Source organism: Streptomyces sp. NPDC020958 (assembly GCF_055562175.1).
The window spans coordinates 862,076-888,682 of record NZ_JBVHFU010000001.1 but is presented as its reverse complement, the minus strand read 5'-3'; the positions used below and the strand labels follow the sequence as shown (position 1 = coordinate 888,682).

Annotated in this window: 23 protein-coding genes; 11 read left to right on the top strand and 12 right to left on the bottom strand. The window is 72.3% G+C overall.

The window, feature by feature from the left end:
• Position 1: 1 nt before the first annotated feature.
• The 5 genes from ACZ3KP_RS04065 to ACZ3KP_RS04045 all read right to left on the bottom strand — a co-directional run bounded on the left by ACZ3KP_RS04065 (position 2) and on the right by ACZ3KP_RS04045 (position 6,385).
• Entirely contained in the window at positions 2-1,714 is a 1,713-nt protein-coding gene (locus ACZ3KP_RS04065; RefSeq protein WP_467496116.1) for a hypothetical protein, read from the bottom strand.
• A gap of 2 nt (positions 1,715-1,716) precedes the next feature.
• Positions 1,717-2,619 (bottom strand): carbohydrate ABC transporter permease, encoded by a 903-nt coding sequence (locus tag ACZ3KP_RS04060; RefSeq protein WP_366890664.1) that lies wholly within the window; start codon positions 2,617-2,619, stop codon positions 1,717-1,719.
• Positions 2,616-3,530: a carbohydrate ABC transporter permease gene (locus tag ACZ3KP_RS04055; RefSeq protein ID WP_358979204.1), complete on the bottom strand. Its 915-nt coding sequence runs from the start codon at positions 3,528-3,530 to the stop codon at positions 2,616-2,618. The genes ACZ3KP_RS04060 and ACZ3KP_RS04055 overlap by 4 nt, the downstream gene beginning before the upstream one ends.
• Before the next feature lie 124 nt (positions 3,531-3,654).
• Positions 3,655-4,977 carry an extracellular solute-binding protein gene (locus tag ACZ3KP_RS04050; RefSeq protein ID WP_467496113.1) on the bottom strand — a complete coding sequence of 441 codons (1,323 nt, stop codon included), beginning with the start codon at positions 4,975-4,977 and terminating at the stop codon, positions 3,655-3,657.
• Between the two features lie 274 nt (positions 4,978-5,251).
• Positions 5,252-6,385 carry an ROK family transcriptional regulator gene (locus ACZ3KP_RS04045; RefSeq protein WP_467496111.1) on the bottom strand — a complete coding sequence of 378 codons (1,134 nt, stop codon included), beginning with the start codon at positions 6,383-6,385 and terminating at the stop codon, positions 5,252-5,254.
• A gap of 327 nt (positions 6,386-6,712) precedes the next feature.
• Between ACZ3KP_RS04045 and ACZ3KP_RS04040 the strand changes: the two genes are divergently transcribed.
• From ACZ3KP_RS04040 to ACZ3KP_RS04015, 6 genes are all read left to right on the top strand, one after another.
• Positions 6,713-7,660 carry a BadF/BadG/BcrA/BcrD ATPase family protein gene (locus tag ACZ3KP_RS04040; RefSeq protein ID WP_467496109.1) on the top strand — a complete coding sequence of 316 codons (948 nt, stop codon included), beginning with the start codon at positions 6,713-6,715 and terminating at the stop codon, positions 7,658-7,660.
• 274 nt (positions 7,661-7,934) lie between these two features.
• Positions 7,935-9,866: a phosphatase PAP2 family protein gene (locus ACZ3KP_RS04035; protein WP_467496107.1), complete on the top strand. Its 1,932-nt coding sequence runs from the start codon at positions 7,935-7,937 to the stop codon at positions 9,864-9,866.
• 36 nt (positions 9,867-9,902) lie between these two features.
• A complete protein-coding gene (locus ACZ3KP_RS04030; RefSeq protein ID WP_467496105.1) occupies positions 9,903-11,645 on the top strand; it encodes a phospholipid carrier-dependent glycosyltransferase in 1,743 nt (580 codons plus the stop codon).
• Between the two features lie 132 nt (positions 11,646-11,777).
• Positions 11,778-12,701 (top strand): MurR/RpiR family transcriptional regulator, encoded by a 924-nt coding sequence (locus tag ACZ3KP_RS04025; protein ID WP_132893403.1) that lies wholly within the window; start codon positions 11,778-11,780, stop codon positions 12,699-12,701.
• 410 nt (positions 12,702-13,111) lie between these two features.
• Positions 13,112-13,495 (top strand): hypothetical protein, encoded by a 384-nt coding sequence (locus ACZ3KP_RS04020; RefSeq protein WP_132893405.1) that lies wholly within the window; start codon positions 13,112-13,114, stop codon positions 13,493-13,495.
• A gap of 84 nt (positions 13,496-13,579) precedes the next feature.
• The gene (locus ACZ3KP_RS04015; protein ID WP_467496102.1) at positions 13,580-15,943 is read left to right on the top strand and encodes a SpoIIE family protein phosphatase; all 2,364 of its coding nucleotides are present in this window, start codon (positions 13,580-13,582) and stop codon (positions 15,941-15,943) included.
• Positions 15,944-15,990: 47 nt separating this feature from the next.
• Here the strand turns inward: ACZ3KP_RS04015 and ACZ3KP_RS04010 are convergent, their stop codons facing one another.
• A complete protein-coding gene (locus tag ACZ3KP_RS04010) occupies positions 15,991-16,719 on the bottom strand; it encodes a peptidoglycan-binding domain-containing protein (protein WP_467496100.1) in 729 nt (242 codons plus the stop codon).
• 163 nt (positions 16,720-16,882) lie between these two features.
• On the opposite strand from ACZ3KP_RS04010, the gene ACZ3KP_RS04005 reads away from it, so the two are divergent.
• Together ACZ3KP_RS04005 and ACZ3KP_RS04000 are read left to right on the top strand one after the other, a co-directional pair.
• A complete protein-coding gene (locus tag ACZ3KP_RS04005; RefSeq protein ID WP_467496098.1) occupies positions 16,883-17,626 on the top strand; it encodes a TetR family transcriptional regulator in 744 nt (247 codons plus the stop codon).
• Between the two features lie 184 nt (positions 17,627-17,810).
• Complete coding sequence (locus ACZ3KP_RS04000) at positions 17,811-18,233, top strand: Zn-ribbon domain-containing OB-fold protein (protein WP_358979221.1); 423 nt, start codon at positions 17,811-17,813, stop codon at positions 18,231-18,233.
• Between the two features lie 34 nt (positions 18,234-18,267).
• Here ACZ3KP_RS04000 and ACZ3KP_RS03995 read toward each other — a convergent pair whose 3' ends face one another.
• Positions 18,268-18,663, bottom strand: coding sequence for a PPOX class F420-dependent oxidoreductase (locus tag ACZ3KP_RS03995; RefSeq protein WP_467496096.1), 396 nt, complete (start codon positions 18,661-18,663; stop codon positions 18,268-18,270).
• 62 nt (positions 18,664-18,725) lie between these two features.
• On the bottom strand, positions 18,726-19,922 hold the full coding sequence (locus ACZ3KP_RS03990; protein ID WP_467496094.1) for a MalY/PatB family protein: 1,197 nt from the start codon (positions 19,920-19,922) through the stop codon (positions 18,726-18,728).
• A gap of 188 nt (positions 19,923-20,110) precedes the next feature.
• Here ACZ3KP_RS03990 and ACZ3KP_RS03985 point away from each other — a divergent pair, with 188 nt between their 5' ends.
• The gene (locus ACZ3KP_RS03985; protein WP_467496092.1) at positions 20,111-21,487 is read left to right on the top strand and encodes a S1 family peptidase; all 1,377 of its coding nucleotides are present in this window, start codon (positions 20,111-20,113) and stop codon (positions 21,485-21,487) included.
• 61 nt (positions 21,488-21,548) lie between these two features.
• Here ACZ3KP_RS03985 and ACZ3KP_RS03980 read toward each other — a convergent pair whose 3' ends face one another.
• Positions 21,549-21,737, bottom strand: a complete 189-nt coding sequence (locus tag ACZ3KP_RS03980; protein WP_358979229.1) for a hypothetical protein — start codon at positions 21,735-21,737, stop codon at positions 21,549-21,551.
• A gap of 99 nt (positions 21,738-21,836) precedes the next feature.
• Positions 21,837-22,982 (bottom strand): ROK family protein, encoded by a 1,146-nt coding sequence (locus ACZ3KP_RS03975; protein WP_467496090.1) that lies wholly within the window; start codon positions 22,980-22,982, stop codon positions 21,837-21,839.
• 141 nt (positions 22,983-23,123) lie between these two features.
• Between ACZ3KP_RS03975 and ACZ3KP_RS03970 the strand changes: the two genes are divergently transcribed.
• The gene (locus tag ACZ3KP_RS03970; RefSeq protein ID WP_467496088.1) at positions 23,124-24,323 is read left to right on the top strand and encodes a Gfo/Idh/MocA family protein; all 1,200 of its coding nucleotides are present in this window, start codon (positions 23,124-23,126) and stop codon (positions 24,321-24,323) included.
• A 25-nt stretch (positions 24,324-24,348) separates the two neighbouring features.
• Here ACZ3KP_RS03970 and ACZ3KP_RS03965 read toward each other — a convergent pair whose 3' ends face one another.
• Complete coding sequence (locus ACZ3KP_RS03965; protein ID WP_467496086.1) at positions 24,349-25,044, bottom strand: L,D-transpeptidase; 696 nt, start codon at positions 25,042-25,044, stop codon at positions 24,349-24,351.
• A gap of 140 nt (positions 25,045-25,184) precedes the next feature.
• On the bottom strand, positions 25,185-26,015 hold the full coding sequence (locus tag ACZ3KP_RS03960; RefSeq protein WP_467496084.1) for an SDR family NAD(P)-dependent oxidoreductase: 831 nt from the start codon (positions 26,013-26,015) through the stop codon (positions 25,185-25,187).
• A gap of 50 nt (positions 26,016-26,065) precedes the next feature.
• On the opposite strand from ACZ3KP_RS03960, the gene ACZ3KP_RS03955 reads away from it, so the two are divergent.
• Positions 26,066-26,599, top strand: coding sequence for a hypothetical protein (locus ACZ3KP_RS03955; protein ID WP_467496082.1), 534 nt, complete (start codon positions 26,066-26,068; stop codon positions 26,597-26,599).
• Positions 26,600-26,607 lie beyond the last annotated feature (8 nt).

The following is a 26,607-nucleotide window of genomic DNA, read 5'->3' as shown; positions in this document are numbered from 1 at the left end:
ATCAGCCCTTCAGGCCTGAGACGGCGCGCAGTGCGAGGGTCAGTGTCTGCGGTCCGTGTCCGCCGAGGTAGACGCGGATCCCGGTGGTCGCGTCCGTGCCGCCGACCACGGTGTAGTCCTGCCCCGGGTCGTAGCGCAGTACCTCGCTCCGGTCCGGTCCGGCGAGCGGTTCGCCCGTCTCCACGGCGGCCTCGACCCGGATCTCGTCGTCGCCGACGCGGTAGGTCAACGGCCCGGTCGTCAGGCACCAGCGTCCGTCGCCGAGCGGTACGGCACCCTGCGGCTCGCCGCCCGGCCGGAAGGTCAGTTCGAGGGCCCAGGGCACCGACGGGCCGCTGATGTCGATCCGCAGGTCGGCCCCGTCCTCCCGCAGGTCGACCTCGACCCGGGTCGTGTGGGAGACCTCGTCCTGAGGGCGGTCGGGGAAGGCCATCGCTGCGGAGAAGCGACCCTCGTCCACCAGACGGTAGGCACCGTCGTGACGCCTTCGGTCCTTCGGGAGCGGCTGGTAGTAGGCCGCCGTGAGGGTCTGGGTGAGCCGGTACCGGTTGTCGGCGAGCCGTTCCACGTCGGCGGCGCGGAACGGGCCCAGGTCGAAGAACCCGCGCGAGAGGCGGACCGCGTCGAGGACGGCGGCACCGGCGAACAGGCGCAGGAAGGTGGGGTTGCAGGCGAGGCCCGAGCGGACGCGCCGGTGCTCGGGCACGTCGGAGCCGCCGTACACCACGGTGTGCGCGGTGGCCGAGACGTGTGCGGCGAGGCGTGCGGTGGGGAGGTACCGGTCGCGCGGGAGCTGCTCCGCGTCCGGGGCCGGCAGGGGGCGGCACAGATCCGGGGTGAGGAGGGTCTGGGCGAGCAGGTCGGGGTCGTCGATGCCGTCGGCGGCCGCCGAGTGGGCCGCGCGGGCGAAGTCGCCCCGACCGGTCCGGATCGCGAGCAGCCGGTACTGCGGCAGGTAGGGCCACAGCGCGAACGACTGCCTCTGGTCCTGGCGGCGCGAGTGGACGGTCTCCACCGTGCCGTCCGGCCTGATCAGGTCCAGGGTCGCGGTGAGGTTGCGTTCGACGGCGTCCCGCAGGTCGGCGCGGTCGAGCACGTCGGCGAGGAGCAGCAGCGACGGATTGGTGACGATGGACGCGTAGACGGCACTGCGTTCCGAATACAGGCCCTCCGCGTCGATGTCGACTCCCTCGGCGAGCCACTCCTCGGCGCGAGCGAGCAGTCGGGCGTCCGGGAACGAGCGGTGCAGCCGGGCCAGCGCCGCGGACAGCTCCCAGCGGTGGTTCGGGGTGTGCACGCCACCGGCCAGGAGGCTCGGGGTGGCGGCGCCGGCGATCTCGGCGAGCGCGGCCGTCACCTCGTCCAGTTCCGGTCCCGCGTCGGCGGCAAGGACGTACGCATCGCACACGTCGTTGACGGTGAACGCGGAGTCGGGCGGTGACTGGACGTTGTCGCCGCCCGCGAAGAGGCCGGAGGGCGTCTGCGCGGCCCGCAGGGCGCGGAGGTGGGTCATCGCGGCGGCGACCGCCTGTCCGCTGCCGTGCAGTGCCGAGTCCGGGGAACGGTATGCCGCGACCAGGGTCTTCACGCTGCGGGCCAGGGTGCGGTGCGGCCCGGTGGGTTCCTCGTCCGGGTCGGCCGCGAGCGGGGCGGCCGACCCGTCGGCGGCGAGTGCCACCGCGCGGACGAAGTCATGGTCGAGCGGGGTGTGCAAGATCAGTCCTTCAGTCCGGCGTTGATGTCGGCGCCCATGACGTAGCGCTGGAAGACCAGGAAGATCACGATCAGCGGGATCATGGAGATGACCGAGGCGCCGAGCAGGACCGACCAGTTGATGTTCTGCGCGCCGACGATGCTCTGGATGCCGATCTGCACGGTGAACTTGTTGGGGTCGTTGAGCATCAGCAGCGGCCAGATGTAGTCGTTCCACCGCCACTGGAAGGACAGGATGGCGAGGGTCAGCATGATGGGCCGGGAGAGCGGCACCATGATCCGCAGGAAGATCGACAGTTCGCGGGCGCCGTCGATGCGTGCGGCTTCGACCAGTTCGTCGGGGACCGTCAGGAAGAACTGGCGGAACATGAAGCATCCGGTCGCGGTGAGCACGGCCGGGAGGATGATGCCGGCGAAGGAGTTGTAGAGGCCGAGGTTGCGGACGACCAGGAACTCGGGGGCGAGCATGACCTCGCCCGGCAGCATCGTGGTGGCCAGGATGCAGACGAAGAACACCTTGAGCCACTTGTTGTCGTACTTGGCCAGCGCGTACCCGGTGCAGCAGCTGACGCCCACCGTGAGGATCGTCGTGATCACGCACACGATGGTCGTGTTGATGAAGTACTGCGAGAAGTTGGCGCTACGCCACGCCGTCAGGTATCCGGACAGGGTGGGGTGGTGCGGGACCAGCGTCAGCGGGTACGAGAACAGGTCGCTGGCGGGCTTGAGGGAGCTGAGGATGAACCACAGCACGGGCAGCCCGTACAGGCAGGCCAGGACCCACAGCAGGGTCGTCGCGGACACCGCCCGCCGGAGCCCGCCACTGCTCGCGCCGCGGGGCCGCTTGCCGGTCACGGGCCGCGGGGAGTCCGCGTCGACCGGGCGCGGGATGTCTGTCGTTGTCATCGGTTCTCCACGCGCCGGTTGACGATCAGCTGGATGACCGCGACGGCCATCAGGATGAGCATGAGCACGAACGACGCCGCGCTCGCGTAGCCGATCTGGCCCCGTTGGAAGCCGGTCTGGTAGATGTACTGGACCAGCAGGTTGTTGGACGTCCCGGGCCCGCCGTTGTTGAGCGAGACGAAGATCGGGTACTCCTTCATCGCGTTGATCGTGTTGAGCAGGATCACGATGAACGAGGTGGGCGCGATGCTCGGCAGTGTGATGCTGATGAACTGGCGCCACGGACCGGCGCCGTCGAGCGAGGCCGCCTCGTAGTACGACACCGGCACGTTCTTGATCGCCGCGATGAACAGCAGCATCGAGAAGCCCGTCCAGGCCCAGGAGGCCGCCATCACCACCACGAGCAGCGACAGGTCCGCGTTCGACTGCCACGGCACGGCCGCGCCGCCGAGCTTCTCGATGATGTAGTTGACCAGGCCGAAGTTCTCGCCGAACAGCCACCGCCACAGGACGCCCACGACGATGGGCGACAGCAGCCAGGGGATGAAGAAGAGGACGCGAGCCACCGACGCGCCCTTGGCGTGCTTGCTCACCAGCACGTTGGCGATGAGCAGCGAGAGCGCGAAGTTCAGCGGGACGAAGAGCACGGTGTAGAGCAGGGACCGCGTCAGCGCGTCGTAGAAGGTGGAGTCCCCGAACAGGTTGTGGTAGTTCTCCAGCCCGATGAACTGGAACGCCCCCACGCCCGTGTAGTTCGTGAAGGAGTAGACGAGCCCGATCACCGCCGGCCAGACGAAGAACAGTGCGAAGAGCACGACGTTGGCCGCGATGAGGACGAGCGGCGCCAGGGTGTACTTGCTGCGGCGTCGCCTGGGCGGGCTCCCGGACACGTCCGAGGCGCGTTTGGTCATCTTCCTGACTCCGTGCTGTGGGGATGGATTGCTGGGGCTCACACCGTGAGCCAGGGAATCACGCGGGTGGCCGGGGCGGGGCGGCGGCGTCTCGGCTCCGCCGCCCCGCCCCCGGGTTCCGTGATCAGCCGCCGACCTGCTGGTTGTAGCCGGCCACGATGTTCTCCAGCGCCTTGTCGGACGACTGCTGGCCGTTGATCGCCTTGCCGAGCTCCGTCTTGGTCGGGTCGGTGGTGAGGCTCTTGCCCTTCAGCACCCAGGCCGTCTGCGCACCGTTGAAGTAGCCGGAGATCGGGGCGTAGAGCGGGATCTCCTCGTTGTACAGCTTGAACGCCGACTGCGCCGCGTCGGACTTGAAGGGGTAGCTCGGGTTCAGACCGCTCTCGACCGGGAGGAATCCGGAGCTCTCGACCAGTTCGGTGTACTGCTTCGGGTCGTACACCCAGGTCATGAACTTCTTCGCGGCGGTGGCCGCGGCGCCGTTGTTGTTGAAGCCCACCATCAGGCCGCCGCTGTTGACGTCGCTGGCCTGCACGGGCTGGGCGGGGGTCGGGACGCTGGCCCAGTCGAACTTCTTGATGCTGTCCGCGAACGCGGCGACCTGCCACACGCCGGACCAGTAGGCGACCACGTCACCGCTCTGGAACATCGCGGACGGGTCGGCGCCGCTGGTCCACACCGACTTCGGCATGGTCTTGTCGTCGTTCCATCCGACGAAGGTCTTCACGGCCTTCTTGGTCGCGTCGTCCACCGAGAATTTGCCGGAGGAATCCGCGTGGACGTACTTCCCGCCCATCTCGTACACCATGGCGCGCAGTCGCGACGGCGACTGGTCGAAGGTCAGGGAGTACTTGGCGCCGGTCTTCTCCCGGACCTTGTTCGCGGCCGCGATGAAGTCGGTCCAGCTCCAGGTCTTCGAGGGCGAGGCGGGGAAGGAGACGCCGGCCTTCTCGAAGAGCGTCTTGTTGATGAACAGGCCGGACGCGGTGACGTCCGAGGGGATGGCCAGCACCTTGCCGGACGAGTCCTTCGCCAGGAAGTTGGCGTTGATGTTGTAGCTCTTGTTGCCGGCGATGGAGCTCAGGTCGATCAGCTTGTTCGACCAGATGGGGTCCAGCGCCGGTACGGCGGCCACGTCGGGCAGCGCATTCGCCTGCGCGGAGTTGTGCAGCTTCGTCGTGTAGCCGTCGTAGGGGATGTTGACGAGCTTGACGTTGACGCCGGTTTCCTTCTTGTACTGCGCCACCAGCTTCTTCCAGCCCGCGTCCTGCCCCGGAACGGTGGAGATCCAGAAGGTCAGCGACTTGGAGGTCCCGCCGGAGCCGGAGCCCGAGCCGCAGGCGGAGAGCAGCAGGGCTCCTGCCGCGGTCGCGGCAGCGAGGGGAACCAGGCGGCGCATACCGCCGCGGCCGAGTCGGCGAGAGCGCCGCACACCCACAGTGGTCATCTTCGATCCCATTTCTTCGGAGGGACGGAGCACGGCGCCGGCTGAGGCGGCACTGGTGCATTTTGAGGAGAAAGTCACTTTCCGGGGCGCGGCCTCGCCCGGCCGCATCGTCCGCGCGGGGCGAACTCCCCGGCCGTCCTGGCCGTCACCGCACGGACACGCCCTCGTGCGGTTGCCGTACGTGGTGCACGGACTGGGAGGCTCACCCCAAGCCGGCGTCCCGGCCGACTTAGAAAGCGCTTGTCCGGACATTGGCAGACGAAGTCGGAGGCCGTCAATCCTTCACCTGCACGCCTTCGGTCACGGTTTGGACTCCCTTGGCCACGGCGAGCCGGGCAGCCCCTACGACAGTACCGAGATCGCCGATCTGGCTGCTGACGACCTCGGTGGGCCAGCTCAGCCGTCCCAGCTCGGCCCGCACGCCGGGCAGCAGCCGCGGATCCGCGCCGGTGCTGCCGCCCAGCACGAGGAGCCCGGGGTCCAGCACGGCGGTCACGGCGGCGGCCAGCCGCCCCACGTCGGCGGCGTGCCGGGCGACCAGCGAGCGGGCGGGCTCCCGGCCCTCGGCGGCCAGCGCGAAGAGCCGCTCGGCGGTGCGCGGGCGCGGGCCGTCGTCGGCCCGCCAGGCCTGCGCGGCCCGGCGCAGCAGGGCCCCCGAGCCCACGTAGGCCTCCAGGGCCTCCCGGCGGGGCTCCCGGTCGTCGTCCCAGGGGTAGGGCAGCCGGGCGAGCTCACCGGCGGCGCCGTTGGCGCCGCGCAGCACCTGGCCGCCGATCACGATGCCCAGACCGATACCGACCCCGATCCGCAGGTAGCCGAAGGTGCGCCGGCCCCGGGCCGCGCCCTCGTGCAGTTCGGCGAGGGCCGCGCAGTTCACGTTGTTCTCCAGGTGGACGGGTACGCCCGGCGGCAGCGCGACCGACACCGCGTCGAAGACGGGCCCGGCCTTGGCGGTGGCCGGGCGCATGCCGCCCCCGGACCGGTCGGGCTCGGTCACGTCACCGACGGCGACCACGATGGCCCGCAGCGGGGCGCCGGCCGGCAGCGCCTCCAGCGCCTGGCGGACGGCGTCGGCGGCCCTGGCCCGCGGGGTGTCGGCCTCGGCGAGCAGGGTGCCGTCCAGGGCGCAGCCGCGCACCCGGGTGCGGGCCGGGCCGAGGTCGACGGCGAGCACCGAGCCGGAGGCGGGGCCGAGGTTGTAGACGGCGGCGGAGCGGCCGGTGCCGCTGGATGCGGTGCCGGAGTGGGTGGCCAGCCTGGCCCCCTCCAACTCCGCGACGGCGGCGGAGACCGTCGGCTTGGACAGGCCCGCGAGGCTCGCCAGCTGCGGCCGGGTGGCGCTGCCGGCCTGGGCCAGGACGGCGAACACCGCCCCGGCGCTCTCGGTGAGACGGGGGGCCTCAGCCACGACGTGTTCCACAGTTCCCCCATGGGTCAGGGGCCGCGCTCCCTGGTGTGCACGGGATGCGGCGATGCGGTGCCCTCGTGCCGCGCGGCGGTGCCCCTCGACGACGTCCCGTCGATCGAGCGCGCGACAACTCTTGACGCACTGTACTTCGTTAGTTAACTTCCTAACGAACTACACGGTACTCGCCTGCCGTGCTCCGAAAGAAGTCCGTCCCGGGGCTTCCCGATTCGCTCAACTCCCGTTCGTCCAGGCGCGGTTCGCCCACCGTCGCAGCCTGGGCCGCGGCGGGTGGCGGTTGCCCGTTGAACAGCGGCGCCGGTGCCTGCCATGGTCTTCGGCGCTCTGTACCCAGACGACGAAAGAGGATCCGTGCCGGACGCTCCCTCCTCCCCGCTCGTGGTCGGTGTCGACGTCGGCGGCACCAAGACCCATCTCCGTGCGCTCGCCGGCGCGGAGCAGGTCGCCGACCACGTCCGTCCGAGCAGCGGCTGGCGGCCGCACGACCCGGCAGCGGCCGCCCGGTGGCTGACCGCGCTGGTCCGGGACGCCCTGCCCGTCCATGCCCGCCCCGCCGCACTGGCGGTCGGCGGGCACGCCTGTGAGACCCCCCGTCAGTGCGCCTCGATCGCCGCCGAGCTGCGGGACCTGCTGGGCGTACCGGTCCGGGTGGTGGGCGACGCCGAACTCCTCGTCCCCGCCGCCGGCCTGGACAAGGGCGTCGGTCTGGTCGCCGGCACCGGGTCGGTGGCGGTCGGCCGGGGCGCCGACGGCAGCCCCGTACAGGTGGGCGGCTGGGGCGCGGTGCTCGGCGACGAGGGCGGCGCGGCCGGCCTGGTCCGGGAGGCCGCCCGCGCCGTCTGGGCCGCGCACGACCGCGGTGAGGCACCCGACGCGCTCGCGACCGGCCTGGTCGCCGCCTTCGAGGTGGCCGAGGTGCCCGCGCTGGGCGCCGCCCTGGAGGGTGCCACCGAGGTCTCGGCCCAGTGGGGCCGGCACGCCCCGGCGCTGTTCGCGGCGGCCGACGCGGGCTCCCTGATCGCCCGGGACGTGATAGCCGACGGCGGCCGTGCGCTCGCCGCCCTGGTGGCCCGGCTGGCCGCCCGCGGTCTCGCCGTGGACGACGTCGTGGTGGCCGGCGGCACCATCCTCTCCCAGCCGCGCCTGTACGAGGCCTTCGCCGCCGCACTCGCCGAGGCCGTGCCCGGAGCCCGGCCGCAGCCGCTGCGCAGTCCGCCCGTGGCGGGCGCGGTGGCCCTCGCGCGTTCGGTCCTGTGAGGACGGCGTCCACGGCCCGTGCGCATCCGCTCGCACGGACCACGGGCCGTTCGACACCGCGAACGCGCAGGTCCCGGCCCTGCTTCCGGTGAACCACCGCACTGCCGTTCAACTCCGGGCCATCCGGCGGTCGTCGGACCATGACCGCCGGGACATCGGCCGGTCCTAGAACTGCGCTCGTTCCCCGCATTCCCCACGCGACCCCGCAGGCGCACCCGCGGCGAGCGCACCGATCCGCAGTGAACTCCCAGTAGAACTCAAGAGAGGCACCTCCATGCCGTCAACTGCCGGGCACCACTCCACCTCTCCGGCCCGTGGACTCGTCGTCGGCCGACGGGGATTCCTGAAGACCTCGCTCGGCGCGTCGGCGGGCATGGTGGCCGCCCCGACCCTCGTCAGCTGGCTCGCCGCCGCCGACGCGAAGGCCGCGACCGCCCTCGCGTTCGTCGACGACTACAAGACGAACATCAGCACCAACCTCACCGCCGACACCAACGCGGTGGTCCGCATCCTCGGCGGCTTCGCACGGATATGGAAGACCGGTTCCGCCTGGAACACCGGCAGCGTGCTGCGGGCCGACGTCCTGCGCGCCAACATGCGGTACTGCGCCGACGTCACCGCCCGGCGCACCGACGCCGAGGCGAAGAAGGCGTTCCTCTACGACCGCCAGCACCAGAGCTACGCGATGATCGCCGGCCTCGGTCCGCTCGCCGACCTCTACAAGGCCGGTTCCCTCGCGGTCACCTCGATCACCAGCGCGCCCGACACCACGCCCGCCACCACGATCAGCGACGCCGTGCCGGCCGGCGCCCCGGCGGGGTCGGCGCTCGGTGCGGGCTCGCACGACTCGGCGCTCGGCAAGGTGGCCGAACTGGTCGACACGGTGCGCGGCAACTACGCCTCCGGCAACCCGTCCAAGTACGCCTACCAGTACCCCCGCCCCTGGCGGATGAACGAGGACAGCGAGGTCGTCGACACCGGCAGGACCGACGCCTTCGGCTACCCGGTCTACGAGTCGAACGTGGTCGTCGCCCCGCAGCTGCTGCGCCAGCGCAGCACCTCCCCCACCGACGACGGCGGCTTCCCCTCGGGCCACACCAACGCCTTCCACCTGGCCGGCCTGGCCTACGCGTACGCGGTGCCGGAGCGCTTCCAGGAGCTGGTCACCCGCGCCCTGGAGCTGAGCGACACCCGCATCGTGGCCGGTATGCACAACACGGTCGACGTGCTCGGCGGCCGGATCATGGCCACCGCGCTGGCCGCCGCCACCCTCGCCGACCCGGCCAACGCCGATCTCAAGAAGGCGGCCCGCGCCCAGGCCCTCGCCTACTTCGAGGCGGAGACCGGCAGCACCGCCGACACCCTGTACGCCTACGCCCACTCGGCGTGCACCGCCACCGACCCGTACGCCGACCGCGAGGCCAACGAGCGCGCCGTCACGCCGCGGCTGACGTACGTGCTGCGACGGCAGGGTCGCGACCTGCCGCTCACCGTGCCCAAGGGCGCCGAGGTGCTCCTGGAGACCCGCCAGCCGTACCTCTCCGCCGACCAGCGCCGCGAGGTGCTGCGCACCACCGGCCTGCCCTCCGGGTACGTGCTCCTGGACGGTCCGGAGCAGTGGGGCCGTCTCAACCTGTTCGCGGCGGCGGACGGCTACGGCGCCTTCGACTCGGACGTCACGGTCGCCCTGGACGCGGCGGCGGGCGGCTTCGCGGCGGCGGACAGCTGGCGCAACGACATCGACGGCCGGGGCGGACTCACCAAGACGGGCACCGGGGCGCTGACGCTGACCGGCCGCAACCGCTACACGGGCGGCACCGTGCTGGCGGCGGGCACCCTGGTCGCCGGTTCGGACGACGCGCTGGGCCATGGCGACGTGCGGGTCCCCGCGGGCACCCTGCGGGTGACCGGGCGCGTGTTCGTGCGCGGTGCGTACACCCAGGACGGGGGCGCCCTGGAGGTCACCCTGGGACGGGGCTGCAAGGCGCCGCTGACGGTGAAGCACCTGGCGGTCCTCGGCCGGGGCGCCACCCTCACCCTGAACCTCGACACCGAGCGCCCGCCGGCCGCGGGCAGCACCCTCCCGGTGATCGACGCGCCGCGCCTGCGCGGTCAGTTCGACGAGGTGCGGCTGAACTCCAGCGCCCTGCGGGCCGTACCCGTGTACACGGCGGACGGTCTGTCGGTACGACTCGTGAAGCGGTGACACGCCCGGTGGCGGGAGCGGTGCGACAGTAGGGCCATGACGGCCCCTGACCGCTCCCGTCACCTCGGGCCCGGTGTCCCCGCGGGGCGGATGATGGCAAGCGAACAGCAGTCGGTGCTCGACCCCGACCTCCCCGTGGACCCCGGGTCCGGCCCGCGTCCCGCCGCGGCGGCCCGGCTCACCGCCGCCCTGCGCGGCCGCCGCCGCCTGCTGGTGCCGGTCCTGGTGGTGCTGTTGCTCGCCCAGATGGCGGCGGCGATGGTGACCACCGCCGTCCAGCAGACGCCCACCATCGACGAACCGGTCTACGTGGCCACCGCCGCCGACTACCTGCACGAGCACCGGCTGCGCTACAACCCGGAGCACCCGCCGCTCGGCAAGCTCGTCATCATGGCCGGCGTCGCGGTCGCGAACCCGCACTACGACCCCGCCTACCGGGGCGACCAGGGGCAGGTGGGACGGCACCTGCTGTACTCGTCGGGCAACGACCCCTGGCGGGTGATGCTCTGGGCCCGGCTGCCCGTGATCGCGCTGACGCTGCTGTTCGGTCTCGTGGTCCTCGCCTTCGCCCGCGAGCTCCTCGGTACCGCGGCCGGACTGCTGGCCCTCGCGCTGTACTGCTTCTCCCCCGACCTGATCGCCCAGGGCTCGCTGGCCACCCTGGACGTGCCCGCGGCCGGGTTCGTGCTGACGTCGGCCTGGCTGGTGCGGCGGGCGCGACACCGGCCCCGGCGGTACCTGCCGCTCGCCGGGGCCGCGCTGGGCGCCGCGGTGGCGACGAAGATGAGCGCGCTGCCCGCGGTCCCGGTCCTGGCGGCGCTGGCGGTGTTCTCGGTGTGGGGTCCGCGTCCCGGACGTGCGCGGCGGGCCCTGACGGCCGCGGCGGTCACGACGGTGACGGCGGTCGCCGTGGTGTGGCTGTCCTATCTGGCGGTCGACCCCCGGCTGCGTTTCCTGCCGGCCGCGCCCGTGCCGGCGGTGCCCGGACTGCGGGGCGCCCTGGTGGACCTGATGCCCTTCCCGGCGGCCTACCGGGCGGGGATGCGGGTCCAGTTCGCCCTGGAGGACCAGCCCTGGCAGGGCTTTCTCTTCGGGCACCTCTACACCGGCTCCCGCTGGTACTACCTGCCGGCCGCCCTGCTGGTGAAGACCCCGCTCGGCATGCTCGCGCTGTGGGCGGCCGGTGCCGTCGCGGTGGTGGCGGTACGGCGGCTGCGGCCGGCCGCACCGTACCTGCTGCTGCCGCCTGCGGTGCTGCTGGGCTCGGCGATGACCGGGTCGCGTGACTTCGGGACGCGGTACGCGCTGTTCATGCCGATGTTCCTGGCGGTGGCCGGGGCCGCGGTGGTCGCGGTGCGGTGGCGCTGGTCGCGGCCGGCGGCCGGGGCGCTGGTGCTGTTCGTCGCGGTGAGTTCGCTGCGGACGTTCCCGTTCTACCTGCCGTACTCCAACGAGGCGTTCGGCGGCCCGGCGAAGACGCATCTGCGGCTGCACGACTCGAACGTGGACTGGGGCCAGGACCTGGGCAGGCTCGCCGACCGGCTGCGGGAACGCTATCGGGGGCAGCGCGTCTGGCTGGTCTACAAGGGCAGCGGCGTCCCGGCGTACTACGGCATCCACGCCGCCGATCCCCGCGAGGTGCCGCCGGGCGAGGTGCACGGGCTGCTGGTCGTCTCGGACTCGTCGGTCGCCAAGGCGCGGGGCCGGCTGGCCGAGTTGGTCCACAGCAGCCGGGCGGTCGACGAGGTCGGCCACTCCATCACCGTCTACCGGCGGTGAGCCCCGCTGCGGGTGTCGCGTGCGCAGCGGGCGCGCTCGGCAGCCGGGGCGGTTCGCGACGGCGCACAACCCCTGGTCACCACGGACCGTGAGCTATGTTGAATCCTCGTGGGAGACAAAGGAGGCGCTTCGGTGCCATCGCCGCAGCAGGCACGCGCCCAGGCATCCGCGATCACGTCGGGCAAGACCGTGCCGGAGGCGGAGGCCGCACCCACGTCCCAGCTCCGGGAACTCTTCGACGGCCCCCGGCTCTCCCCGGGGCAGCGGCGCATCGCCCAGTACCTGATCGACCACATCACCGAGGCGGCCTTTCTGTCGATCACCGACCTCGCCGAGCGGGCCGGGGTCAGCCAGCCGTCGGTGACGCGGTTCGCGGGCGCGGTCGGCTTCAACGGCTATCCTGCGCTGCGCGAGCGGCTCCAGTCGATCGCGCTGCGCACCCTGGCGGGCGGGACCGGGCCCACCACCGAGCACCGCAGCAACGAACTCCAGGCGGCCGTGGACGCCGAGATCGAGAACCTGGAGAACCTGCGCCGGGACTTCGCCGACCCGGACCGGGTGATCTGGATCGGCCGCGAGCTGTCCCGGTCGTCTCCGCTGACCGTGCTCGGCCTGCGCATCTCCGTCTCCCTGGCGGAGTACTTCGCCTACGCCGCGCGCCGTATCCATCCCGACGTGCGGCTGGTGACCAGGGGCGGCAGCGTGGCCTACGACGCGCTGCTGCAGTCGCGCGAGGCGGGCGGCACCTGGGTGCTGGCGTTCGGCATGCCGCGGCACGCGCAGGAGACGCTCACCGCGATCCGGGTGGCGCGCACCGCGGGGCTGCGGGTCGCCCTGGTGACGGACCTCGCGCTCGGCGCGCTGGCCGACGAGGCCGACGTCACCTTCAGCACCGGTATCGGCTCCCGCCTGGTGTTCGACACCTATGCGGCGCCCGGCCTGATGGCCGCGGCGCTGCTGCAGGCCATGACCGACGCCGACCCCGAGCGCACCCAGGCGCGCCTGGAGGAGTACGAGCGGGTCGCCGATGAGCATCAGTTCTTCCTCAAGGACTGAGTTCTCCCCCATCCGGTCACATGACGCGCCAAGGGGACTATTCACGGCATATCGCGCATGAATGTTTTCATACGTCTTGCAAACCGGATCGCATATATAAATACTGCTCACGGATCACCCGGCACCCTCCGGGCCCGTTCCGCACCGAGGACGCACCGCTCGCACCCGCCCCGAGAAAGCCGACGGACCGCCCATGCGCACGCAGCACCATCCGCAGCGCCGGCGGCCGGCGTCCGGGGCCCTCGCACGGACATCCCAAGCCGCCGTCTCCTACCCGCGTCGGCGCCCGGGGTGTTCGAACGGGCATCGCCTGCGCGATTCGCCCGCGGCGGCTCCGGTCATCCCCTAGGCCGGAGCCGCCGAGAACTCCGTCGAAGACCCCCCACGACGACGCCGCACACCCGGAAGCGATGATCATGACTCTGACGACGACCACGCGCCTCAGCCCCGACTGGCCCTGCCAGGTCAAGGCGCCGGGCAGCTACGACTGGGAGCGCTCCGCCGCCAAGTGGCTGCGGGAACTGGTCCCGGCCCGCTACGCCAGCTACCCGGCCCTGATCCGCCACCCGGTGCTGCTCGCCCGGCACGCGCAGATCCAGGTCCAGCACGAGGTCCGGGTGGCGCGCACGGCGCTGCAGACGGCCCGGGCCGAACTGCCCCTGCTGGGCCTGCCCGAGTCGGTCATCGAGCACACCATCAAGCTGTACGCGGCGGAGGTCATGCAACTCCAGCACATCGCGCGCAGCGTGCGGGCGGTCACCGAGGCACTGGTCGGACACAGCACCGGCCGCTGACCATTTCGGACCAGGGACGTGCACATGCTTCACGAATCCCACACGAGTGTGATCGTAGGTGCCGTCCTGTGCGATGCTCGATCCGTGACGAGCGAGCACGCCCCTGCTGTGGACACCGGTGCCGTCGGCGAGCTGGCGGCCCTGGCCAAGGTCGTGTCCAGGCAGCGTGCCGAGCTGGACCGGCTGCGGGACTCGGTGGCCACCTCCGCCGTGCTGGAGCGGGCGAAGGGCGCGCTCATGGCCACCACGGGCTGCTCCCCCGACGCCGCCCACGAGGCGCTGGTGCAGCGGGCCGAGGTCGGCCACCGCACGCTGCTCGAGGAGTGCTGGCTCACCCTCGGCGCCCTGGTGCCCCCTCTGCCCACCACACTGGTCCCCGCCCCCGAACCGACGGCCCCGGCCCCCCGGGAGCCGCTCGCCGGGCCCGGCACCGCCGAGACGCTCGGCCGGATCGGCAAGGCTCTCGTGCACGTCCGTTCCCCACAGGAGCTGGTCGCGGCGCTGCTCGAACACCTGGCACCGGGGCTCGGCGCCGACGCGGTGCTGCTGTACCGGCGACTGCCGACCCACGGCCTCGAACTCGCCGCCCACGCCGGGGTCGACCCGGCGCTGGCCGAGCTGTGGCACCAGGTGCCCCCGGTGAGCGGGATCGCCCCGCTGGAGGCGATCAAGACCGGTGAGCCGGTCTGGCTGGAGCACTTCACGAAGGACCGCGAGGAGTTCCACCTCATCGGCGAACCGCACGCGCGCTGGCGGACCCGGGCCTGGCTGCCGCTGACGGACGGCGGCGGGACCGGTACGGCCATCGGTGTGCTGCGCGCCCGCGACGCCGTCTTCGAGCCTGCCGAGCGCGAACTGCTGCTGGCCGCCGTCCGGCTGTGCGCGGGCCGGCTCACCGCCCTCGGCACCCCGTCCGAGCCGGCCGTCCCGGCGTTCTCCCGGACGGTGCAGACCGTCCTGGACGCCCTGCCCGGCGCGGTGGTCCTGCTGACCCCGCTGCGCTCGGCCACCGGGGAGGTGGAGGACTACCGCATCGACGCGGCCGCCCCCAACGCCGTCGACATCCTCGGCCGCTCCGGCCGGGAGATGATCGGCGCGCGCATCCTGGAGAGCTACCCGTCCGTCGCGGGCGAGTCGCTGTGGCAGGGCTACCTGAAGGCACTCGGCGGGGAGCCGTACGAGGGCGAGCCGTTCGTCTACGAGGAGATCGTCGCCGGGGTGCCGTTGATGGCCACCTACTCGGTGCGCGCCGCACGCCTGGGCGACGGGCTGCTGGTGACCTGGCTGCGGCACGACACCGAGGAGCGGCAGGAGCAGCGGCTGGCGGACATGCAGCGGCTGGGCAACCTCGGGTGGGCGAACTGGAACCTGGTCACCCGGCAGGTCACCTGGTCCTCGCAGGTGTACACCATTCTGGGCCGTGCCCCGGGGCGCGGGGCGGTCCCGTTGGACCTGCTGCCCGACCTGGTGCTGCCCGAGGACGCCCACGCGCTGGCCCGGGCCGTCTCCGCACTCACCCGCAGCGGCGCCCGACTGGACGTCCCGTTCCGCATCAGGACCGGCAACGCGGTACGGCATCTGCGCGCCGTCGCCGAGGCGGTGACCTCCCCGGACGGCACCGTCGTCGAGGTGCACGGGTTCGTACAGGACCTCACCGCGCAGCGCAGCGCCGAACTCGCCCTGGTGGACAGCGAGCGGGCGATCCTCGTGCAGCGCGGTGTCCTGGACGCCGAACGGGCGCTGGCCGCACGGCTCCAGCACGCGCTGCTGCCACTGCCCAGCAAGCCGGTGCGGTTGTGCGGGCTGCGCGTCGAGGTTGCCTACCTGCCCGCCCAGGCGGGCGTCCACGTCGGCGGCGACTGGTTCAGCGCCATCGAACTGCCCGACGACGCCGCGCTGTTCGTCGTCGGTGACGTGGCGGGTCACGGCGTGGACGCGGTCGCGACGATGGCCCAGCTCCGGTTCACCGCCAAGGGCATGGTGTCCACCGGCTCCTCGCTGACCGGTGCGCTCGCCCGCCTCAACTTCCTCCTCCTGCACTCGCGCGACAGCCAGTCCACCGCCACCCTGATCCTGGCCCGGTACGAGCCCGCCGACCGCCGTCTCGTCTGGGCGCAGGCGGGACACCTCCCACCCCTGCTGGTGCGCGGGGGCGAGGTGCACCGGCTCGACCGCCCGAACGGCATGCTGCTGGGGGCCTGCGCGGAGCCGTTCTACGACTCCGCCGAGTTCCGGCTGGAGCCCGGCGACCGGCTGCTGATGTACACGGACGGCCTGGTGGAGCGGCCCGGCGAGGACATCGACGCGGGCCTGAACCGGCTGGCCGAGGCCGTCCGCACCGCGGCACCCGACTCCCTGTCCGCCCTGCTCGCCGAGATGCTGCAGGAAGAACGACGGGACGACGTCTGCGTGCTGGACATCCGGGTGCCGCTGAAGGACGAGGAGTAACGGCAGCGGGCCCGGTCCCGGCGGCGGTTCGCGCCCGGGCACCGGGGTCAGCCGCCGGTGCCGGTGAGGGTGGTCCGGGACTCCAGGGCACGGCGGGTGTCGTCTCCGTAGACGCCGCGCTCGTCGCCGCTGATGCCGTACCAGATCTGGAAGCGCTCCACGGCGGCGGTGAGGGCGGTGTCGTAGCTCCCGGCGGTGGAGCCGTCGCGGTAGACGTCCGGGATGCGCAGCAGACGCTGCTCCAGTTCGACGACCTCGGGGCCGGTGTCGCCCTGGCGGAGGGTGCCGGCGCCGTCGGGGTCTTCGGTGGTGTGCGAGGCCGGCTCGGTGGTGGCCGGAGCCGTCGGGGCGGGCGCGGACGGCTGGGCGGCGGCCGCCGTGCCCTCGCGGCCGGGCAGCAGGAGCGCGCAGCCGAAGCCGACCAGGGCGGCCGCGCCGACGGCGACCACCACGGCGGTCCTGCGCAGCCCCGGTCCGAAGCCGAAGGCGCGGGAGGGTCCGCCGTCACGGCCGTGGCGGCGGCCGTCGGTGACCGGCGGCAGTTCCTGGGTCTCGGCCTCCGCCTCGCGACCGGGCCCGGGAGAGGAGTCGAAGGCCTCGAACCCCGCGGGGCCCTGGCCCCCCCGCGCCGTCCGCGCCTTCTCGTCGGCCTCCGCCTCCTCGCGGATCTCCCGCATCAGTTCCGCGAGGGCGTCCAGCCGGCGGGGGCGCAGCACCCGTACCGGTTCCAGCACCGGTCCGCGCTGCGCCTGTTCAGGGTCGGGCGGTGTCGACACACTGCTCTCCTTCCACGTGCCGTGCGCACGGGTGTCCGCGATCCCCGAGAACACATACGGGGCGACCGGCTCACCGGTTCAGCCGACGCGCGCAGTGCACTCAGTTCCCCGAATGCCGTGCACTGAGTGCCACGGAGGCGGCCGGAATGCTACGTTCGCGTCCATGAGCTCCAGCAGCGTGGCACCGCCCGCCAAGCCGCCCATGCGGGACGCCCTGGTCGCGGCGGCCTTCCGGCTCTTCCTGGAACGCGGCTACGAGCAGACGACCGTCGACGACATCGTTGCCCTCGCCGGGGTCGGGCGCCGCTCGTTCTTCCGCTACTTCCCGTCCAAGGAGGACGTGGTCTTCCCCGACCACGAGGGGTGTCTGGCCGACATGACCGCCTTCCTGGCGGCGAGCGACCCGGAGACCGAGCCGGTGCGGCGGGTGTGCGACGCGGCCCGGCTGGTGCTGCGGATGTACGCGGAGAACCCCACGTTCTCCGTGCAGCGCTACCGGCTCACCAAACAGGTCCCCGGGCTGCGCGCGTACGAGTTGTCGGTGGTGTGGCGCTACGAGCGCGCCCTGGCCGCGTATCTGCGTGCCCGCTACGCGGGCCGGCCGGACGGCACGCTGCGGGCGGACGTCGTGGCGGCGGCGGTCGTCGCGGCGCACAACAACGCGCTCCGCTCGTGGCTGCGTTCGGACGGACAGGGCGACGCGGGCGAGACGGTCGACCACGCCCTCGGGTACGTGCAGGCCGCGTTCGGCACCGAGGACGGCGCTCCCGCTCCCGGCGGGACGGCGGGAGCGCTGTTCGGCGGCCCCGGGGAGCACCCGGACGACGTGGTCGTCCTCGTCTCCCGGCGCGACGCCCCGCTGTGGCGGGTGGTGCAGGAGATCGAGACCGCCTTCGGCCGCGCCTGACCCGGGTCGGCCCCCTGTGTTCGGACCCGTCCCAAGTTAGGGGTACCCAGTACCTTTACCGTTGGCACTGAGTGCCATACGCTGTCGGCGTGCACGGTGGCACTCCGAACCGGGCACAGGCGCGCCCGGCCGGGCCGGGTGCGCGGGACACCGGATTCCGGGCGAGCGCAGGGAGTTGACCAGCGTGTACCACCACTCGGCGAGCGCCGCACAGTCGGCGGTCGGATTCGCGACGAGCGTTCTCGATCCCGCCCCCGCGGACCACTCCAAGGACGCCATCGTCTTCCAGCGCTGCACCTGGTGCGGTACCGCGATGTACCACCGGCTGCTGTGTCCGGTGTGTCAGGGCAGCGACCTGCGCACGGAGCGCAGCGAGGGCATCGGCACCGTTCGCCACTCGACGGTGGTGCACCGCAACACGCCCGCCGCACGCAACGTCTCGCTGATCGAGATGGCCGAGGGCTTCGTCGTACGCGGCCGGGTCATGGGGCATCCGATCGGCATCCACAGCGGTGACCGCGTCAGGCTCTCCACCACCAGGGACCCGGTGCGGGGCGAGCCGGTCTTCCAGCTCCTCGACGAGCAGTACCGGGGCGCCTGGAGCTGACCGGGAACTCCGGCCGGATCCGCTGCCCGGCGGCTCAGGGCGTCAGCGTCACCCGGATGCCGACGGTGCCGTCCCGGCCGCGCCGCAGTCTGCTGCCGAGGAGCGTGAGACGGCCGGTGATGCCGTACTTGCGGGCGACGAGGTCGCGGTAGCGGGCGGTGGTGGCCGGGTCGGCGAGCTCGGCGGTGGCCGCGACCGGGTCGCCGGTCGGGCGGCCCCGCACGTCACAGGGGCCGACCCGGACGTCGGGGCGGCGGCGGATCCGCTTGACCTTCCAGCTGTCGGCGGCCGTCCAGACACCGAGGGTGTCCCCGTCCCGCACCACCCACACCGGGGTGGGGACGGGTGTGCCGTCCTTGCGGTAGCTGGTGACCAGCAGGTACTTCCCGGCGCCGAGCCGGTCGAGGGCCGTCCCGGTGGTGTCGTCCATGCCGGAAGTCTAGGGGCCCGCACGAGGCCTCCGCTGGCCGGCGGTCGCGTGGGACGGCGGCGTCAGGGCGGTGACGGCGCCGGGGGCCGGCCGAGGGCCGCGGCCATGCGGTGCACCGCCTCCGTGAGCACCTCCGGCGAGGTGGCCAGGTTGAGCCGTACGTGTCCGGCGCCGCCCGTCCCGAAGGGGATCCCGGAGTTGACGGCGACCCTGCCGCGCTCCAGGAACGTCTCGGCCGGGTCGTCGCCCAGCCCGAGGGCGCGGCAGTCGAGCCAGGCCAGGTAGGTGGCCTCGGCGGGCCGGTACCGGATCTCCGGGATGTGCCGCTCCAGCAGTGCGGTCAGCAGTCGCCGGTTCTCGTCGAGACCCGCGAGCAGCGCGTCCAGCCAGGCGGTGCCGTCGGTCAGCGCGGCCGTGTGGGCGAGGACGCCGACATGGCTCGGGCCGTGGCTCACCTCCTCCGGCAGCCGGGCCAGGTCGGCGGCGGCCCCGGGGCCCGCCACGGCGAGCGCGGCCTTGAGTCCCGCCAGGTTCCAGGCCTTGGACGCCGACATCAGCGACAGCCCGCGCTCCGCGCCCGGCACGCTCAGGTACGGCACGAAGCCGACGCCCGGGGCGGTCAGCGGGGCGTGGATCTCGTCGGCGACGACCCGCACCCCGTACCGCTCGGCGAGGGCGGTGACGGCGGTGAGCTCCTCGGCGGTGTGCACGGTGCCGGTCGGGTTGTGGGGGCTGCACAGCAGATAGGCGGCCCGGCCGTCGCCGAGCCCCTGGAACACGGCCCGCAGGACGTCCGTCTCGATGCGCCCGTCGGGCCCGAGCGGGGCCTCCACCACCCGCCGGTCCAGGTGCCCGACGAACTGGTAGAACGGCGGGTAGACGGGCGAGTTGACCACGACCGGGTCACCGGGCCCGGTCACCAGCTTGAGCATCTCGACGACCCCGAGCATCACGTCGGGGACGATCGCGGTGCGGGTCACGTCGAGCCCGTCGAAGCCCCAGCGCTCCGCGGCGAACGCGGCGAGCGCCTCGGCGTAGGCGGTGCCCGCGGGATAGCCGGTGTCCCCGATGTCCATCGCGTCGTTGACCGCGCGGACCACCGCTTCGGCGAGCGGCACGTCCATCTCGGCCACCCACACCGGGAGCACGTCCCTCGGGTAGGTGCGCCATTTCATGCTGGTACGACATCGCAACCGGTCGAGGGTGAGGGCGCGCAAGGGGTTCGGTTCGCCCGGATTCTCCTGCGGTGTGCTGGTCATGAGATCACGATAGGCGGCCGCGGCCGACCCCGGAACGAGGCGGACAGCCTCATCGCACCCCACCGGATGGTAAAGATCACCATCCTCGTGAACGCCCGTGCGGCGGGACTCGTATGAAGAGCCGGGCGCTCGACGACCGGAGGGCCCCGCGGTGTTGGCACCGCGCGTTCGGGGTTCGGGAGCCATGGATGAGGCACGCACGACGACGGGTCGTCCGGCGGGGTACACAGCTGGCGGCGGTCGGCGGACTCCTTCTGGGAGGCGCGATGGTCACGACGGCCATGGCGAGCGAGACTCCCGGCACGTCCGCCGTCCCGTTCAGTTCGGCCACGCAGGCCGGTGACACCGGTGCCGCGCTGGTGGCGAAGCTCGGCACGGCCCGCACGGCCGGCAGCTGGATCGGCGCCGACGGCAAGCCGGTGGTCGCGGTCACCGACGAGCGGGCCGCGGCCGCGGTGAAGCGGGCGGGCGCCAAACCCAAGATGGTCGCGCACAGCATGAACGAGCTGAAGGCCGCCACCGCCACGCTGCGTGCCGCACCCCGGGTGGCCGGGACCGCGTGGGCGGTGGACTACCGGACCAACCGGGTGATGGTGGAGGCCGACAGCACGGTCTCCGCCTCCGCCTGGTCGGACCTGAGCCGGGTCGCGGCGGGCATCGGCAGTTATGTGCAGATGCAGCGCTCTCCGGGCACGTTCACCCCCCGGCTCAACGGGGCGCAGCCGATCCTGTCGACGGGCGGCCGGTGTTCGGCGGGGTTCAACGTCACCAACGGGACCACCGACTTCATCCTCACCGCCGGGCACTGCGGCCCGGCCAACACCGTCTGGTTCGACGAGGGCCAGGGCGGCAACGAGCAGCTGGGCACCACGATCAACACGCAGTTCCCGGGCAACGACTTCTCGCTGATCCAGTACGCGAACGGGAAGGCCGGCGGCAACGCCGACGTGGTCGCGATCGGCAACGGCCAGGGGGTGCACATCACCGGGGCCGCCGATGCGACGGTCGGGCAGAAGGTGTTCCGCAGCGGCAGCACCAGCGGTCTGCACGACGGCACGGTGACCGCGCTCAACGCGACCGTCAACTACCCGGAGGGCACCGTCACCGGGCTCATCCAGACCAATGTGTGCGCCGAACCGGGCGACAGCGGCGGGCCGTTGTTCTCCGACGGGATCGCGCTGGGGATGACCTCGGGCGGCAGCGGCGACTGCACGACGGGCGGGGTGACCTTCTTCCAGCCGGTGACGCGGGCGATGGCCGCGCTGAACGTCCAGCTGATCGTCTCCAAGCAGGCCGCCGCCGGCGCACAGGGCGCCTCGGCCGCGCCGTCCACGTCGGCCACCCACAGCACGATCGCGCCGAGCGCGGCCTCGCCCGGCTCGACCGCGCCGGTCGGCACCTCGCAGGACACCAGCCTGGCCGCCCGGCTCACCGACACCCGCAACGTCGGTCCTGGACTGCTGGTGATCGGGGGCAGTCTGATCGCCCTGGTGGGGACCCGCTTCTTCCGCGCGGAGCAGGAACGCAAGGCGTACCAGCGCTACTACTCGGCGACGTGGGGCTGACGGAGGCCGGAGGGGACCGCGAGAAGGGCACCCGGTCGGTGCGGGTGCCCGGGAGCGTCGGTCAGGCCGCCTGATCCGGCTGGTGCGGGGCCGCCGCCGCCCATTCGAGGACGAGCCGCTGGTACTCCGCGCGCTGCTCGGTGCTCAGTGTCCCGCCCGACCGGAGCCACAGGGCCCGGATCTCCTCGTTGACCTCGTCGGCCGATCGCTCGGTGACGGCTTCAACAGTGGTGGACATGGTGTGAAGCATATGCCGCTCCGCGTGAAGGCGCCGTGAGTAAGTACGACCGATACGGACATATCGGACCGTGTTGCTCATCACGTCAACGTGTAAAGGAGACGCAGCAGTTCAGCCCCCGGTCCGGCCGAGAACCAGTACCTGGATGGCCAGCACGGCGGCGCCCCGCGCCCAGTCGTGGAAGTCGGAGACCTTGGTCTCCAGGCGGATCGGGGCCGCCAGGGGGTGCCGGTGGGCGCGCACGGCGTCCCACACCGCGTCCCCGGCCACATCCATCAGGCCGACCCCCTCCCCGGCGAGCAGGATCTTCTGCGGCATCGCGAAGTTGGAGATCTGGGCGAGCAGGGTGCCCAGCGCCCGGCCGGCCTCACCGATCACCCGTGCAGCCATCGGCTCCCCCGCGGCGGCGCCGGCCAGGATCTCCTCGTACGAGGCGTCACGGCCGGTGGCGGCCCGCACCTGGTAGCGGATGCTGGGGACGGTGAGCAGGGACACGGCGCTGCCGCGCTCGCCCTGCGGGGTGAGCGGGCCCCGCGGGTCGATGATCCAGTGCAGGCCGAAGCCGCGGTCCTCCTCGGCGTACGGGACCCGCCTGCCGCCGAGCACCAGGCCGTAGCCGATCCCGGCGCCGATGGTCAGAACGACGAAACGGTCGAGTCCGCGGCCGGCGCCGAACCAGGTCTCGGCCTCGACCAGGGCGGCCACGTCGTTCTCCACGACGACCGGCAGCCCGGTGCGCCGCCGCACCAGCTCGGCGAGCGGGACGTCACGCCACCGCAGGTACGGCGACTCACCGACCACCGCGTGCGCCCGCACGAATCCGCCGACGCCGATACCGAGGCCGGCCACGGCGGGGTGCCGACCGGCCAGCTCGGCGGTCATCGCGGCCACCAGGTCGGCGACGTACTCGGGATCGCGGCTGGTGAGGGGCCGGTCGAGGCGGGCGACGATGTCGCTCCTGAGGTCGGTGACGACTCCGTAGACCATCTCCTCGGTGATCTTGAAGCCGAGGAACGAGCGGGACTCGGCGACCACGTCGAGCGGCTGCGAGGGGCGGCCCTGGCGGGCCTCCGGGGCACCCGCCCAGGGGGCCTCGACGAGCAGACCGGACTCGATGAGCGGCTTGGTGAGACGGGTGAGGCTGCCCTGGGACAGGTTCAGCCGGCGGGCCAGTTCGGTGCGCGACAGCGGCCCGTGGACGAGCACCTCGATCGCCACGGAACGCTCCGCGGAGCTCAGCGGCAGCCAGTCGGTCACGGCACCCCTTTTCTTCCGGCACTGAAGTAATCGGGCCACCCTACTGTGCGCCGGGTGCGCCGGAGAAGCGCCCGCCTGCCACCTTTCCTACTTCCCTCCGCCCCTTGACGACGATATTCTTTCGCAGCAAAAGTAACCACCATGACTTTCTCACTCGGCATAGTCGGTGCAGGCCAGTTCTCCGGCCAGTTCGCCACGCTGTTCCAGGCCCATCCCGGCGTCGGCGACGTGTACGTCACCGACCTGCTGCCCGAGCGGGCGGAACAGCTCGCCGCCGCCCAGAACCTGGCCGGCACCTTCCCCTCGTACGACGCCATGCTGGAGTCCGGCGTCGACGCGGTCGCGATCTTCACCCAGCGCTGGACGCACGGCCCGCTGGTGCTGCAGGGCCTGAACGCGGGCAAGCACGTGTACTCGGCGGTCCCGATGGCCGTCACGACGGAGGAGATCGCGGCGATCATCGACGCGGTCAAGGCCACCGGCCTGACGTACATGATGGGCGAGACCAGCCAGTACAACCCGGCGACCGTGCACGCCCGCAACCAGATCGCCCAGGGCGCCTTCGGGCGGCTGTTCTACGCCGAGGGCGACTACGTCCACGACATGGACCTCGGCTTCTACGACGCGTACCGCTACAGCGGCGGCGAGAACTGGAAGGCGACCGCCAGCTATCCCCCGCTGCTGTACCCGACGCACGCGGTGGGCGGGGTGCTGGGCGCCTGGCAGACGCACGCGGTGAGCGTGTCCGCGATCGGCGTGGTGGACGAGCGCGGGGACGGCGTCTTCGACAAGGACGTCAGTCAGTTCGGCAACGACGTGTCCAACGCCACCGCGCTGTTCGAGGTCGCGGGCGGCGGGTCGTTCCGCACGAACGAGTTCCGGCGGGTGGGCTACCCGTCCCACATCCGTGAATCGCGCTTCCGCTTCTTCGGGACCGAGGCCAGCATGGAGCAGCTGGCGACGGTCGCCCTGTGGCAGGACAAGAAGGGCGTGCAGGACATCAGCGAGCTCCTCGAGCCCAAGCCGACCATGTCCCCGGACGACCCCTCGCTCCAGCACATCGCGCCGGAGCTGCGGGCGGCCTTCACCTCGGGGTCGGCTCCGGTGCACGACCGGTCGCGGCTGCCGCGCGAGTTCGACGCGCTGCACAACGGGCACGAGGGCAGCCACCACTTCCTGGTCGACGACTTCGTGACGGCTGTGAACTCGCGCACACTGCCGTCGGTCAACGCGTGGGTGGCCGCCCGCTACACCCTGCCGGGCATCATCGCGCACGAGTCCGCGCGGCAGGGCGGGGCCAGGCTGGACATCCCGGACTTCGGGGACGCCCCGGAGAGCTGAGCCCCCCGGGACGGGCCGGGTGCCGTCAGGTGCCCGGCTTGCGGCCGTAGACGAAGACGTCGTCGCCGGTCTTCAGCAGCGACCAGTACTTCTTGGCGACGGTGGGGGTCATGTTGACGCAGCCGTGCGAGCCCGGCGGGTTCCACATGCTGAGGTTCACCGAGTGGAAGGCCTGGCCGCCGTCGAAGAACTGGCTGTAAGGCATCGGCACGTTGTAGACGGACGAGACGTGGTCGATGTCACGCCAGTAGATCTTCTTCAGGCCGGTGCGGGTCACGAAGCCCTTGCGGCCGGTGCGGACCGGGACGGGACCGTAGACCAGCTTGCCGCCGTCCTGGATCCAGCTCAGCTGGAGGCTGAGATTGACACAGGCGATGCGGCCCTTGTTCGTCGGGCACTTGCCGTCCCTGTTGGGGTTGTTCCCCACGGCCTTCTGCTTGTTCATCAGGTCCATCACTCCCCAGGTGACGGAACCCGCGTAGCCCACGGCAGGCGTGATGCCGTGTTTGTTCTGGAATGCCTGGATCGCCTTGCAGTCGGCGGTGGACTGCCTGCCGTCGACCGGCCGGCCGAGGAACTTCTCCACCTGCTTCTGGTAAGGCCCCGCCTGCGTGGTGCAGCTCGCGGCCTGCGCCGGTGCGGCGGAGAAGGCGAGCGCGAGCGGCGCGACGAGCCCGGTGAGCCCGACCGCGACGGCGCTCCTTCTGCGTATGTCCCCCATATGAAGTACGTCTCCTTCCTGTGTCCTGCTGCCTCGTCGCCCTAGACCGTCCGATCCACGGCATTGGTTGTAGCCCAGGCCTGTCTGTGACGAAACGGTGAACTTCGGTACCGGGGTCCCGCCGGCTCGGCCGGGCCACGCTACTGCGCTCCACCGCGACGGGGCACGGCGGATCCCCCGGTGCGGTGCGGTCGCAGGGCCGCGTGGAAGCCCGTGTGCACCGCGGTGAGACCGCCGTCGACGCGCAGGGTCGTGCCGGTGATCCAGGCGGCGTCCCGGGAGGCCAGGAAGGCGACGGCTGCGGCGATGTCCGCCGGTTCGCCGACCCGGCCCAACGGGTAGAGCGCTGTGACGGCGTCGAGTTCGTCGTCCCGTCCCGCCCAGGCGGAGGTGCGGACCGTGCCCGGCTCCACCAGGTTGACCCGGACCCCGCGGGCGGCCGCGTGACCGGCGAGGGTGCGGGTCAGTGAGACGAGGGCCGCCTTGGCGGCGCTGTAGGCGTGGTTGCCGAAGTCGGCCTCGGCGTTGACGGAGCCGATGCTCACGATCGCGCCCCGGCCGGAGACGGCGAGGTGCGGGAGGGCGGCGCGGCAGCAGCGGTGGACGCCGGTGAGGGTGATGTCGAGGTCGAGGTCCCACGCGTCGTCCGGCTGGTCCTCGAAGAGCGGGACGTCGGGGGTGCAGTGCGCGGCGCCGTTCACCAGGACGTCGAGTCCGCCGAAGGAGGTGACGGCCCGCTCGACGGCCGCTTCCACCGAGTCCCGGTCGGCCACGTCGCAGGCGCACGCCGACGCCGCGAGCCCCCGGTCCCGCAGCCCGGCCGCCGTCCGCTCCGCCTCGGGCAGGTCCCGGTCGGTCAGCAGCACCCGGCCGCCCTCCTCGGCCAGTCGCCGGGCGGCGGCGGCGCCGACGCCGCGGGCCGCGCCCGTGACGAGGATCCGGTGTCCGGCGAAGCGAGGGAGTCCGGTCATGGCAACGACGGTACGGGCGCGAGGATCAACAGGACAGATAGCGTGCGCACATGTCCGCCTTCTTGCAGCAACTCCCGGCTCTCATAGGCGTCGTGATCGGCGCGCTCGGTTCGTATCTCGCCGTGGTCCGGGGTGACCGGGCACGGTTTCGACGGGAGCAGGCGGCGCGTTGGGACGAGCGCCGGCTGACCGTGTACAGCGAATACGCGCGGGCGCTCAAGAGGTCGGTGAATCTCACGTACCGCGTCGCCTCCCACCTCGGCAACGACCCCCATCCGCACCCGATGTCCCCGGCCGAGGCCGAGCCGCTGCTGGCGGAGGCGACCGACGGGCGCGACCCGGCCGGTGAGGCGCTGATCATGCTGGGCAGCCCGGCCGTGGTGGAGCGGGCCCGGGAGTGGGTGACCACGGTGATGGAGATGGAGAGGTTCATGCGGTCGGGGACGGTCGACCCGGACGCCTGGCAGCACCTGCTGGAGCGTCAGCGGGCCGGCCGCGAGGGGTACTACAGCGCGGTACGGAAGGACCTCGCGCTGCCGCCCGGGCACCCGGCGCGCTGGCCGACCCGGACGACGACCACCTGACCGGGCCG

Bases quoted from the DNA above. Each gene is read 5' to 3' on its own strand.
- ACZ3KP_RS04060 (WP_366890664.1), bottom strand. From the start codon at position 2,619: ATGACAACGACAGACATCCCGCGCCCGGTCGACGCGGACTCCCCGCGG.
- ACZ3KP_RS04055 (WP_358979204.1), bottom strand. From the start codon at position 3,530: ATGACCAAACGCGCCTCGGACGTGTCCGGGAGCCCGCCCAGGCGACGC.
- ACZ3KP_RS04050 (WP_467496113.1), bottom strand. From the start codon at position 4,977: ATGACCACTGTGGGTGTGCGGCGCTCTCGCCGACTCGGCCGCGGCGGT.
- ACZ3KP_RS04040 (WP_467496109.1), top strand. From the start codon at position 6,713: ATGGTCTTCGGCGCTCTGTACCCAGACGACGAAAGAGGATCCGTGCCG.
- ACZ3KP_RS04035 (WP_467496107.1), top strand. From the start codon at position 7,935: ATGCCGTCAACTGCCGGGCACCACTCCACCTCTCCGGCCCGTGGACTC.
- ACZ3KP_RS04030 (WP_467496105.1), top strand. From the start codon at position 9,903: ATGACGGCCCCTGACCGCTCCCGTCACCTCGGGCCCGGTGTCCCCGCG.
- ACZ3KP_RS04020 (WP_132893405.1), top strand. From the start codon at position 13,112: ATGATCATGACTCTGACGACGACCACGCGCCTCAGCCCCGACTGGCCC.
- ACZ3KP_RS04005 (WP_467496098.1), top strand. From the start codon at position 16,883: ATGAGCTCCAGCAGCGTGGCACCGCCCGCCAAGCCGCCCATGCGGGAC.
- ACZ3KP_RS03995 (WP_467496096.1), bottom strand. From the start codon at position 18,663: ATGGACGACACCACCGGGACGGCCCTCGACCGGCTCGGCGCCGGGAAG.
- ACZ3KP_RS03990 (WP_467496094.1), bottom strand. From the start codon at position 19,922: ATGACCAGCACACCGCAGGAGAATCCGGGCGAACCGAACCCCTTGCGC.
- ACZ3KP_RS03985 (WP_467496092.1), top strand. From the start codon at position 20,111: ATGAGGCACGCACGACGACGGGTCGTCCGGCGGGGTACACAGCTGGCG.
- ACZ3KP_RS03980 (WP_358979229.1), bottom strand. From the start codon at position 21,737: ATGCTTCACACCATGTCCACCACTGTTGAAGCCGTCACCGAGCGATCG.
- ACZ3KP_RS03970 (WP_467496088.1), top strand. From the start codon at position 23,124: ATGACTTTCTCACTCGGCATAGTCGGTGCAGGCCAGTTCTCCGGCCAG.
- ACZ3KP_RS03965 (WP_467496086.1), bottom strand. From the start codon at position 25,044: ATGGGGGACATACGCAGAAGGAGCGCCGTCGCGGTCGGGCTCACCGGG.
- ACZ3KP_RS03960 (WP_467496084.1), bottom strand. From the start codon at position 26,015: ATGACCGGACTCCCTCGCTTCGCCGGACACCGGATCCTCGTCACGGGC.
- ACZ3KP_RS03955 (WP_467496082.1), top strand. From the start codon at position 26,066: ATGTCCGCCTTCTTGCAGCAACTCCCGGCTCTCATAGGCGTCGTGATC.